This is a genomic window from Streptomyces sp. NBC_00236 (assembly GCF_036195045.1).
GTDB lineage: Bacteria > Actinomycetota > Actinomycetes > Streptomycetales > Streptomycetaceae > Streptomyces.
Window position 1 is genome coordinate 4,398,313 of sequence record NZ_CP108100.1, and the last position, 11,950, is coordinate 4,410,262.

Below are 11,950 nucleotides of genomic sequence, written 5' to 3' on the forward strand. Positions count from 1 at the left end.
TATCCGGCGGGCGCGGAGTCCGTTGTGCGTGACGGTGAGGCCGTCATGGCCCCGTTGCCCGGGCGGCGGGACACAATGGCCCAGTGCGGTATCTGATCCTGGGCGTCACGGAGGCGCGAGACGAGCGCGGCGCTGCGCTGCCCCTCGGCGGTGCGCGGCTGCGCGCCCTGCTCGCCGCGCTCGCCCTGCGGCCGGGCCGCGCCGTACCCGTCACCGAGCTCGTCGCGGACGTCTGGGCGGACGAGCCCCCCGCAGACGCCACCGCCGCGCTCCAGGCCCTCGTCGGGCGGCTGCGGAGGGTGCTGGGCAAGGACACGCTGACCAGCGGCCCCGGCGGCTACCGTCTCGCCGCCCGGCCGGACGACGTCGACCTGTACGTCTTCGAGCGGCTCGCCCGGCAGGGCGGGGCGGAACTGGAGGCCGGCGCCCCGGCGGATGCCGCCCGCACCCTGCGTACCGCACTCGCCCTCTGGCGCGGCCCCGCACTCGCCGACCTGCCCGACGGGGACCACGGCCACGCACTTCGCCCCGAGGCCCATCGGCTGGCCGCACTGGAGCGCCGGATCGAGGCCGACCTGCGCTGCGCGGCGTCGGGGATGCCCGCGGCGTCAGAGGCACCCGCGGTGCCTGAGGCAGCCACGGCGTCCGGGACCCCGCCCGACGCCGCCCCTGCCTCCGCCACCACCGTCCCCTCCGCCCTCGTCGCCGAGCTGACGGAGCTGACCGCCGCTCACCCGTACGACGAACGCTTCCGGGCCCAGCTCATCCGCGCCCTTCGCACCGACGGCCGACAGGCCGACGCGCTCGCAGCGTACGAGGATGCGCGCCGCACCCTCGTCGACGGTCTCGGCACCGACCCCGGGCCCGAACTCGCCACTCTCCACCGCGAACTGCTCGCCCCCGCACCGGCCAACCCCGTCGCGACCGGCACGTTTCACGTGAAACCGGCCCGGGGCAACCTGCGACCCCGGCTCACCTCCTTCGTGGGGCGCGAGCCGGAACTGCGCGCCATCCGGGACGACCTCGCCCGGTCCCGGCTGGTCACCCTGACGGGTCCCGGCGGCTCGGGGAAGACACGCCTCGCGGAGGAGTCCGCGGCACGCGAGGACCAGGCGGTCGCCGAGCCCCGAGATGTCTGGCTCGCCGAACTCGCCCCTGTGGAGGATGCCGCCGCCGTCCCGGGAGCCGTGCTGTCCGCGCTCGGGCTGCGCGAGACGGCGCTGCTGCGGGACGGCAGCCACGACGGCCCCTTCCCGCGCGCCGACCCGGTCGACCTGCTCGTCGACCGCCTCGGTTCGCGCGCCCGGCCGGCCCTCCTCATCCTCGACAACTGTGAGCACGTCATCGGCGCGGCCGCCACGCTGGCCGAGACCCTGCTGACCCGTTGTCCGCAGCTGCGCGTCCTCGCCACCAGTCGCGAACCGCTCGGCGTGCCCGGCGAGTCCGTACGACCGGTCGACCCGCTGCCCGCCGTCTCCGCCCACCGCCTGTTCACCGAACGCGCCAGGGCCGTACGCCCCGGATTCGACCCCGAGCACGAATCGGCACACGATCCGGACGCCGTCGACGAGATCTGCCGTCGGCTGGACGGTCTGCCGCTGGCCATCGAACTCGCTGCCGCCCGGCTGCGGCTGCTCGGTCCACGCCAGATCGCTGACCGGCTCGACGACCGCTTCCGCCTGCTGACGGGCGGCAGCCGGACCGTACTGCCCCGCCAGCAGACCCTGCGGGCGGTCGTCGACTGGTCCTGGGACCTCCTCGACGAGGACGAGCGCACCGCCCTGCGCCAGGTCTCCGTCTTCGCGGGCGGCTGGGACCTGACCGCCGCGGAAGCCGTCATCCGTACTCCCTCTCCCTCCGGGACCGGCCGGCAGGCCTGCACCGACACCGCCGACCTGATCGGCGCCCTGGTGGACAAGTCGCTGGTCGTCGCCGCCCCGGCGGCCGACGGCACGATGCGCTACCGCCTCCTGGAGACCATTCACGAGTACGCCGTCGAGCGCTGCGCCGAGACCCCGGACATACGGACGGCCGCCGGCCGGGCGCACACCGCGTACTTCACCGCGCTCGTGGAGGAGGCCGAGCCGCGTCTGCGCTCCGGCGACCAGCTCCCCTGGATCCAGCGCCTGGAGACGGACCTCGACAACATCCGCGCCGCCCTGCACCGCACCACGGCCGCCGGCCTTCCCTGCGAACAGGACGCGACACGACTCGTGCTGGGCATGGGCTGGTTCTGGTGGCTGCGCAACTACCACCCCGAGGGCCTTTCCTGGACCGAGCGGGTCCTGGCGCTCGGCCCGGACCCCGCGGACGACACGGACCCGCGGTACTGGGACCGGATGAACCTACACATCCTCTGGTTCTTCTACGCGGCGGAGCGCGGGCACATCGGAATGGACCAGAACGACGCCGAGCTCCACGCGTTCATGGAACGAGTGGCCGGCGCGTTCTCCTCCTCCGGGACGCGGGGTGCCCGGTTCCCCGGCCTGCTCTGGCCGATGACCTCGTTCCTCACCGGGACGGCGGACGACGTACGGAGGAAGATCGACGCAGCCGTCGACAACGCCCGTATCCACGGCGGCGCGTGGGAGTACGGCATCACCCTGATGTTCCGTACCCACATGATCGTCGACATGCCGGGCGGCATGCCCGGCATCGACGACGACCTCGCCGAACTGCGCGCGCTGAGCCGCCGCATCGGTGACCGGTGGATGCGCGCCCAGGTCGCCAGCGCCGCGGCCGAGGCAGGCATGATGCGCGGGCGCTACGACGAGGCGCGTACGGCCTACGAGGAGGCGCTCCTGCTTGCCCGCGAGGTCGGCGCTCACGCCGAGGCCCCGTTCCTGCTGGCCCGGCTCGCCGAACTCTCCTACCGCACCGGCGACCTGGCAGCCGCCGTCGAGGGGCTGGACCAGGCGGAGGCCGAGGCGGAGAGCCATCAGGTGCACGACGCCGCCGCGTACATCCATTACATCCGGGCCGTCATGGCGTTCCACCGCGGCGATGCGGCGGCAGCCCGGCAACTGCTGGACGCGGCCCAGGCCGAGTCCGGGCGCGGTGGCCCGCCGTCACACTTCACCGTGGCGCTGGAGGGCCTGTCGGCCCGGATCCTGGTGTGTGAACCCGAGCCCGCGGGCGGTCCCGTCGCCGGACTGCGGGGGCTGCTGGCGGCACTGATCGCGGCGAGAGAGGCGCGCTGCCCCGAGATCGTCACCGGATACGTGGCGGACGGCGTGGCAACCGTGCTGCCCCGGGTGGGCCGTTACGCGGCCGCCGCACGCGTCCTGGCCGCCGCCGACAGCTGGCGGATGTCTGGCCCCAGGGCCGCGACGGAGCAGACCGATGTGGACGCGGCCGAGCGGCTGGCCCGCCAGGAACTGGGGGAGCTGCGGTACGAGAAGGAACGCGTCGCAGGCCTCGGGCTGACCCTCGACGATGTCATCGACCTGCTGGAGAGCATCACCGCGGAACTTCCGTGACCGCGAGAACCCGAACCCGCATTGACCCGGGTGGCCGGGTGGCCGGGTGGGCACGGGGGCGAGGGCCCGGCCCACACCCGTACGGAACTGCTCCTGAGCTCAGCGGCAGCTGATGCGCGACTCGGCCCAGTCGGCGAGGGCGAATCCGCGGACCGGGGTCGTCGGCTCCACGACGAGCCGGATCCGCTCCTGGCCCTCGATGCCGACGCTCACCGGAACGGCCGGGTCGTCGCCCTTCATCACCGGGGACTGCCACAGCCGCGCCCCGTCGCCGTTGAACACCGAGAACCGCACCGAGCCGAGCCCCATGGTCAGATCGTCCACACCGACCATCGCCTCATAGCGCGTGCACGAGCGGTTCAGCTGGATGTAGACCGAGGAACGGCTGTGGACGGTCACCCCGTGCGCGTACCGCGTGCCACCGATCGACACGCCGGAACGCTGCCAGACCCAGCTGCTCTCACCGAGCACCACCTCGGGACCGGTGTGGTCGCCGAGCAGGGTGTAGTCCAGCTCGCTGACCTGGTACACCTCCGGGGCCGGAGCGGGAGGCGGCGGAGTCGGCGCCGGGGGCGTGGGTTCCGGCGTGGGGGATGGAGGGGGCGTGGGGGTCGGCGTGGGTGTCGGTGTCGGTGTCGGGGTCGGCGTGGGGGTCGGGGTCGGGGTGGGTGTGGGCGTGGGCGTGGGTTCCGGCGGTGCGGGAGCCGGGGGAGCGGGAGCGGGGGGCGTCGGAGTCGGCTTCGGAGGCGTGGGGGTCGGTACCGCGGGCGCCACGGCCGGGGGCCGGGCGACCGGCTTCGCCTCGGGGCGCGGCTGGTCGTCCCCGACCAGGGCCCAGACCAGCCCGGCCGCGGCAGCGACGACGACCGCAGCCGCGATGCCGGCCTTCGCGGGAGCCCCGAGCCCTTCGGAGGCGGCGGCGCCCCCGGCGGCGGAGCCCGCGGACGAGCTGCCTCCGGTCGCCGCGGCGGCGGCACCCGCACCGGCGGCGCCGACAGCGCCCCCTGCCACGATCCCGGCGGCCTTGAGCGCGTACCCGGCGGCGAACCAGCCGATGACCGCGACCGGCAGCAGCGCGGGGATGCCGGCGTTGACATGGGCCAGTTCGCCTGCTGCGAGCCGGCACTTCTCGCAGGCGTCCAGATGGCCGCGCAGACCACGCTCGGCTCGCATCCGAAGGCCCCCGCGGGCGTAGGCGCCGAGCCGGTCCGCGTAGCGGGCGCAGTCGCCGCCGGAGGTGAGCGCCTGGCTCACATGGGCTTGCAGATAGGCCTGCTTGAGCCCCTCACGGGCACGGCTGGCCAGCACCGACGTGGCGTTGGCCGTCAGTCCGAACAGCGGGGCGATGTCGCTGGGCGACTCCTCTTCGACGGTGGTGTGCCACAGGACGGCCTGCCAGCGCTCAGGGAGGCTGCGGAACGCCTGCATCGCCATCGACTGTTCGGCCTCGTGCATCGCCATCACGTCGGCGCCGAGATCGAGTGTGTCCGCGTCCGACACCTCGGAGGTGCGCGACGCCTGTGCGGCGAACACCGCGAAGTCGTCGACCAGGTGCTCGCGCTTCGCCGTCTTCGTCCACGCGGCGGCGACGTGCCGGACCGCCGTCATCAGATAGGCCCGTACGGCCTCCTCGGGTCCCTTGCCGCCCCGTACCGCCTGCAGGGCCCGGGCGAAGACCTCGGCCGTCAGGTCGTCGGCGGTGTGTGCGTCCCGGCAGCAGGTACGCGCGTAGCGGCGCACCGCGTCCGAATGGCGTCGGAACAGTTCCTCGTACGCGAGGTCGTCGCCCTCACGCATCCGCTGGATCAACTGGGCGTCGGAGGGCGCGAGCCCGGAGGCGTCCCCGGCAGGCGTGCGGCTGGGCGCCCGCTGCATGGGTACCGCGGTCGCTGCGGCGGCATCGATCGCGTCCGTGTCCACGGCCGCCGGCTTCTCGGCCGGAGCGGGCGGCCACGGCCCGGGCAGGACGGTGCCGCCGCCCTCGTACCCGGCGTCCTCGTGGTCGGCTGCCTCGCCGCCGGCGCCCGGGCGCCGTGGTCCGGCCTGGCTCGGCACCTGATGCCCGGACAGTCCGCCCGTCTCCGTGCCGCCGACGGCGGACACACCGTCGAGTGATTCTTCCTGCTGCCCGTCACCGCTCATCGCGGACGCCCCCGTATGCGCTGTCGGACCCGAACACCGGGCAAGCGTGCCACAGAGCGCAGGTACGGCGGCCCTTCAGCCCCGGCAACCACTCATCCGGGGCGCTTTCCCGAGTGCGCGCACTAGTGGGCACCCATTCGGGGAAGGAGTAACGGGATATGTTGACGGGGCAGTTGGGGCGGAACACCACGAGCGCGACGGAAGCGCTCTATCCGGACCAAGGCGGACCACCAGCCAGGAACGGCATCATCCGGGCCGGAGCGGACGCCCCACCCGACCGGGACGACCCCTCGCCCGGACCGCCCCACCACCGGCAGCGGTACTGGCAACGCCACCGGGCAACGTCACTGGGCGGTGCCACCCGGCAACGTCACCGGGCAGCACTCACGCACGCACGCACGCACTCACGCACTCACGCACGCACGCACTCACGCACGCACTCACACAGGGCGCGAGCGCAGGCCCTCCAGCAGGATGTCCAGCAGTCGGGCCGAGGCCGCCGCCTGCTGGGCCGCGTCGGGCAGCGAGGGCGCCGCCGTCGCGATGACCAGCAGCACATCGGCCACCGTCACATCACGGCGCAGCTCACCCGACGTCCGAGCCCGGTCGACCAACCGGCCCACGACCTCCAGCAGATCGGCAGCACCGGCACCGAGGTCCTCACTCCCGTCCGCCGGCACGGAAAGGTGATCGGCCACCCGCAGACCCGCCTGGCCCGCAGCCTGCCCGGCTTCCTGACGCTGCTGGGGAACCCGGGGTTCGTCCCACGCGTCATCCGGCGCCGCTTCCGCGTCCCGCGCGGTACCCGCATCGCCGACCATCACGGACTCATCGGCCTCGACACCGACCCGCAGTATCTGCGGAGGCAGCAGCCGCCCGGCACCCGAGGCCACCGACGTACGCAGGAAGCGCGACAGCGCCGACCACGGCTCCTCCTCCTGCCCCAGAGCGGACCGGGCCTGGTCGGTCAGCCGGGCAGTCTCCTCCTCGGCTATCCGCCGCACCAGCACGTCCTTGCTGGGAAAGCGCCGGTACACCGTTCCGACGCCGACCCGGGCGCGCCGTGCCACGTCCTCCATCGGAGCGCCGTACCCCAGCTCGCCGAACACCTCGCGCGCGGCCCGCAGCACGTGTTCCAGATTGCGCTGCGCGTCCACGCGCAGCGGCGCCGAGCGGCCGTGTGCGCCGGCCCCGCCGGCCTGCGCGCCGATTGCGGCTCCGAGCGTGCTCACGGTCCCCGGCGACGCGTCGGCTCCGTCCGCTCCGAGGCCGCTCACTGTGCCGACTGCACCGATCCGTCCGTTTCCTTCGGACGCGACCGCAGCAGTCGGCCAATGCGATTCCTGAATATGCATAACTGTTCCCCCGGTTATGACGTCTCCCCCCGGAGACTCCCGCCGTATCAGTCGAGGGTGGAACGATGGTCACCGTCCGACACCCCGACGACACACGAACATAGTTGAGCCAGGGTCAATTCAGAAGGGGGCAACCCCCCGGGAGCGCCGTCCGGCCGGAGCTCGGACCGGCCGGTCACCCGCCCGAACCCCTCCCACCGGCCTTCCGGCAACCCCTGACCTGCGGGGCTTCCGTATATACGGCACGGCCTCCGGCCGCGGCCCGTACAGAACCTCCGGTCACACAATTTGCCGGGGCTGTGGACAAACTCCTGCGCACGTTGCGTCATGGGGTGGTGATGGCTTCAGATTCCGGGGGAACACCCCCCGGCCCCCCGCCGGGTGTGCGCATTCTCGTCGTCGGTGGGGGCTATGTCGGGATGTACACAGCGCTGCGTCTCCAACGGAAGCTGAAGCAGAGACTGAGAAGCGGTGAAGCGGAGATCACCGTCGTCACCCCCGACCCTTATATGACGTATCAGCCGTTCCTCCCCGAGGCCGCCGCAGGCTCGATCTCACCGCGTCATGTCGTCGTGCCGCTGCGCCGGGTCCTGGCGCACTGCACCATCGTCGTCGGGGAGGCCCGGCGCATCGATCACACCAAGCGCACCGCGACCGTCACCACCCTCGCCACGGCCGAGGACGGCACCGGCGCCGTGGAGATCCCGTACGACGAACTCGTCCTCGCCCCGGGCTCCGTCTCGCGCACCCTCCCGGTCCCCGGCCTCGCCGAGCACGGCGTCGGCTTCAAGACGATCGAAGAGGCCATCGGGCTGCGCAACCACGTGATCGAGCAGATGGACATCGCGTCGGCCACCCGCGACCCCGCCATCCGTGACGCCGCCCTCACCTTCGTCTTCGTCGGCGGTGGATACGCGGGAGTGGAGGCGCTCGCCGAACTGGAGGACATGGCCCGCTACACCGCGCGGTACTACCACAACATCAAGGCCGAGGACCTGAAATGGATCCTCGTCGAGGCGACCGGCCGCATCCTCCCCGAGGTCGGGGAGTCGATGGGCAGGTACGCGGTCAGGGAGCTGCGCGGCCGCAACATCGACGTACGCCTCGACACCCGGCTGGAGTCCTGCGAGGACCGGATCGCCGTGCTCAGCGACGGCTCCCGCTTCCCGACCCGCACGCTCGTGTGGACCGCCGGAGTCAAACCGGCCCCGCTGCTCGCCCACACCGGCCTGCCCCTCAACGAACGCGGCAGGCTCGTCTGCACCGCCCGGCTCACCGTCGAGGGCACCGAACACGCCTGGGCCGCAGGTGACGCCGCGGCCGTCCCCGACCTGACGGCCGCCGAACCGGGCAAGGAGACCGCGCCCAACGCCCAGCACGCGGTTCGCCAGGCCAAGGTCCTCGCCGACAACCTCGTCGCCGCGATCGACGGCCGCCCGCTCAAGGAGTACCGGCACAGCTACGCGGGGTCCGTCGCCTCCCTGGGACTCCACAAGGGCGTCGCGCATGTGTACGGGCGCAGGCTCAAGGGGTATCCGGCCTGGCTCATGCACCGCACGTACCACCTGAGCCGCGTCCCGACGTTCAACCGGAAGGCCCGGGTGCTGGCCGAATGGACCCTGGCCGGACTCTTCAAGCGCGAGATCGTGTCACTGGGCTCCCTGGAACACCCCAGGGCCGAGTTCGAAATCGCCGCAGGAAGGCGCCCCCGGCCGGACGACGGCGACTGTCAGTAGGGTCCGACACACTGGACGTGTGACCATAGGTGGGCTCACATCTGCACAGAGTGACCCGGCAGGCAGCGACCGACAGTGACCATCGAGGAAGACCGTCCCAGGGGCAACAGACCGCCACCGCATACTTGTGACGCCCCGGCAGAGGAAGCAGCCCGCCCGAGCGGACCAGACCGACACACGAGGCAATGGATTCCGTGAACTTCACGCGTTGGAGCGCCCGCCTACCCGGTACGCAGCGCAGAGCCGCCCGGGACGACCGCAGTCCCGTACCGGCGGCCCGCGCCGAGTACGCACAGGCCGACACCGGGTCGGGCCCTCCGGACGGCGATCCCGGGGCCCCCGGCACCCGGTCGGCAGGACCCGCCCTGGAGGACCTCTCCGCCCGTGACATCCTCAGCCGGCTGCCGGCCCTCGTCGCCCTGGTGCACGGGCCCGATCACCGCATCACCTACGTCAACGACGCCTACACCGCGGCGTTCGGCCCGCGCCCCCTCGACGCCCCGGCGGCCGAGGCGATGCCCGAACTCACCGAGCTCAGCCTGCTCCCCCTGATGGACCAGGTCCTGCGCAGCGGTACGCCGCGCACGGTCAAGTCCCGCAAGGCCGGCAGCGGCAACTCGTACACGGTCACCTGCACCCCCGTGCGACACCAGAAGGACAAGGGCCACGAGGGCGGCGTCCTCGTGTACGCCGCGGATGTCACCGACCACGCCGAAGCGGCAGAGCGGCTGCGCACCAGCGAGAGCCGGCACCGCAAGACGGCCGTCACCCTTCAGCGCTCGCTGCTCCCGCAGGAGCTGGAGCAGCCCGACGACCTGCGGATCGCCGCCACCTACCAGCCGGGCGGGACGGACGCCGCGGTCGGCGGCGACTGGTACGACGTCATCACCCTCGGGGCGGGCCGCACCGCGCTGGTCATCGGGGACGTGATGGGCCGCGGAGTGCGCGCCGCAGCGGTGATGGGCCAGCTGCGCACGGCCGTGCGCGCCTACGCACGCCTCGACCTCCCCCCGCACGAGGTGCTCCAGCTCCTCGATGGACTCGCCGCCGAGATCGACGCGAGCCAGATCGCGACCTGCGCCTACGCCGTCCATGATCCCAACGAGGGCCTGCTCGTCTACTCCTCCGCCGGCCACCTCCCGATCCTGGTACGCGACGAGGACGGCACGGTCCACCGGGCCGCGGACCCGACCGGCCCCCCGCTCGGCACCGGCGGCTGGATCCACACCTCGGGCACGATCGCGCTGCCGCCCGGCTCGACGGCCGTCCTCTATACGGACGGCCTGGTCGAACGCCGCAGCGAGGACATCGACGAGGGCGTGGCCTCGCTGGAGCGGGCGCTGTCCGGCGCGAAGGGGTCGCCGCAGGTGGTCTGCGACCGTCTGATGCGTTCCCTCAACATCACCGCGGAGCACGACGACGACGTGGCGGTGCTGGTCGTCCAGCACCCCGCCCGCACGGGAGCGACGGCGGAGCTCTTCCACAACGCCTCGCTCGATCTGCTCGGCGGCATCGAGGCCGCCCCGCGCGCCCGTGCCTTCGCGACGGGCGTGCTGACGTCCTGGCGTTTCCCGATGGAGCTGTGCGAGCTGGGCGTTCTCGCCGCCGGCGAGCTCGTGGCCAACTCCCTGCAGCACGGGACGCCGCCGATGCGCCTGGCCCTGCGGCGCACGGACCGCAGGCTGATCATCGAAGTGACCGACGGCGACGACCACCTGCCGCGCCGCCGCCGCGCCGAACCGGGGGACGAGGCGGGCCGGGGCATCTCCATCGTCGCGTCGATCGCCACGTCCTGGGGCAGCCGCCGCACACCCGGCGGCGGCAAGGCGGTCTGGTGCGAATTCGCCCTGCCGCAGTAGCGGACCGGGGCCCGTGGCCCGGGACGGTCAGTGCACGGCGGCGACGGGCGTCGGCCCGTCGGCCGGCGCGTTCTCCGGCAACGACACGGCCACCACCCGCGACGGCACGGCCGCGAGCGAAGGCTGGTCCTGTACGGGGGTGAGCCGCCGCCCGAGCCGCAGCGCGAGCACCGTGATGCCCAGCGAGAACAGCACGAACGTCACGATGTACGGCCCGTGCAGCGACGCCCCCATCGGACCGCCCACGGCGGGTCCGACCGCCAGCGCCAGCTGCTTGCAGAGCGCGAACGCCGAGTTGTACTGACCGACCATCGACTCCGGCGCCAGATCGGCGACCAGCGGCGCGACGGTCGGCGACAGCATCGCCTCGCCGAGCCCGAACAGTGCGTACGTGGAGATCATCGCGGCGGTCGCCATGGTCTGGCTGCCGTGCCCGAGACCCGCGTAGCCCGCCACGATCCAGGCGAAGGCCCAGATCAGGCCGACCGAGGCGATGACCCGGCTGCGCTTGCGGCGCTCCACCAGACGCAGCACCACGAACTGGGCCACGACGATGACGGCGGTGTTGGCGGCCAGCGCGATCCCGAGCGTCGAGGGCTGGATCCCGGCGGCCTCGGTGCCGTACGCGGCAAGGCCGGACTCGAACTGTCCGTAGCAGGCGAAGAACACCACGAAGCCCAGCACGCACAGCTGCACCATGGCCCGGTGCGAGAGCAGCACCCGCAGCCCGCCGCGAGGAACGCTTCCGTCGGCCGCCGCTTCCTTCGCGACGGCAGTGGGCCGGGGCATCCGCACGGTCGCCGCGATGGCGCCGAGCACGAGGAACATGACCGCTTCGATCAGGAACAGCATCGTGAAGGAGGAGGCCCGGCTCGTGTCCACGATCAGCCCGCCGACCAGACCACCGATGCCGAGCCCCAGGTTCTGCAGGAAGAACTGCATGGCGAAGGCGCGGGTACGGGTGCTGGCGTCGGAACAACGGACGAGCATCGTGGCGAGGGCCGGCTGCATGACGGCGGTCCCCGCACCGAGCACCGCTGCCGACAACACGGCTGCGGTGACCTGCGAGGAGAAGCCCAGCGCGACGGCGCCCAGGGAGGCTACGGCCGAGGCGACGACCAGCACGGGCAGTGGCCCGCGGCGGTCGATGACCCGGCCGGTGAACGGTAGGACGGCGAGCGCTGCCATGGCGAAGACCGCCAGTACGACTCCCGCCGTACCGGCACCGAGATCCCGTACCTGCGCCACATAGACGTACAGATACGGAACGGTGAACCCCAGCCCGAACGCGCTCAGCGCGCTCCCCAGCTGGATCCGCCGCAGTGCTGCACCCATTTCCCTGGTCACACTCACCTACCTCAAGGTCTAGAAACCATGTC

At 72.7% G+C, this 11,950-nt stretch carries 6 protein-coding genes; 3 read left to right on the forward strand and 3 right to left on the reverse strand.

Annotation, left to right across the window (positions count from 1 at the left end):
• Nucleotides 1-83 precede the first annotated feature (83 nt).
• Nucleotides 84-3,479, forward strand: a complete 3,396-nt coding sequence (locus tag OG446_RS19865; RefSeq protein WP_328895308.1) for an AfsR/SARP family transcriptional regulator — start codon at nt 84-86, stop codon at nt 3,477-3,479.
• Nucleotides 3,480-3,578: 99 nt separating this feature from the next.
• On the opposite strand, the gene OG446_RS19870 is transcribed toward OG446_RS19865, so the two are convergent.
• Together OG446_RS19870 and OG446_RS19875 are read right to left on the reverse strand one after the other, a co-directional pair.
• Nucleotides 3,579-5,621, reverse strand: coding sequence for a sigma-70 family RNA polymerase sigma factor (locus OG446_RS19870; protein ID WP_328895309.1), 2,043 nt, complete (start codon nt 5,619-5,621; stop codon nt 3,579-3,581).
• A 440-nt stretch (nt 5,622-6,061) separates the two neighbouring features.
• Nucleotides 6,062-6,976, reverse strand: coding sequence for a TetR/AcrR family transcriptional regulator (locus OG446_RS19875; RefSeq protein ID WP_328895310.1), 915 nt, complete (start codon nt 6,974-6,976; stop codon nt 6,062-6,064).
• Nucleotides 6,977-7,395: 419 nt separating this feature from the next.
• Here OG446_RS19875 and OG446_RS19880 point away from each other — a divergent pair, with 419 nt between their 5' ends.
• Both OG446_RS19880 and OG446_RS19885 read left to right on the forward strand, forming a co-directional pair.
• Nucleotides 7,396-8,712, forward strand: a complete 1,317-nt coding sequence (locus OG446_RS19880; protein ID WP_443050171.1) for an NAD(P)/FAD-dependent oxidoreductase — start codon at nt 7,396-7,398, stop codon at nt 8,710-8,712.
• A 194-nt stretch (nt 8,713-8,906) separates the two neighbouring features.
• Nucleotides 8,907-10,571: an ATP-binding SpoIIE family protein phosphatase gene (locus OG446_RS19885; protein ID WP_328895312.1), complete on the forward strand. Its 1,665-nt coding sequence runs from the start codon at nt 8,907-8,909 to the stop codon at nt 10,569-10,571.
• Between the two features lie 27 nt (nt 10,572-10,598).
• Here OG446_RS19885 and OG446_RS19890 read toward each other — a convergent pair whose 3' ends face one another.
• Nucleotides 10,599-11,906: an MFS transporter gene (locus OG446_RS19890; RefSeq protein ID WP_328898350.1), complete on the reverse strand. Its 1,308-nt coding sequence runs from the start codon at nt 11,904-11,906 to the stop codon at nt 10,599-10,601.
• Nucleotides 11,907-11,950: the final 44 nt, after the last annotated feature.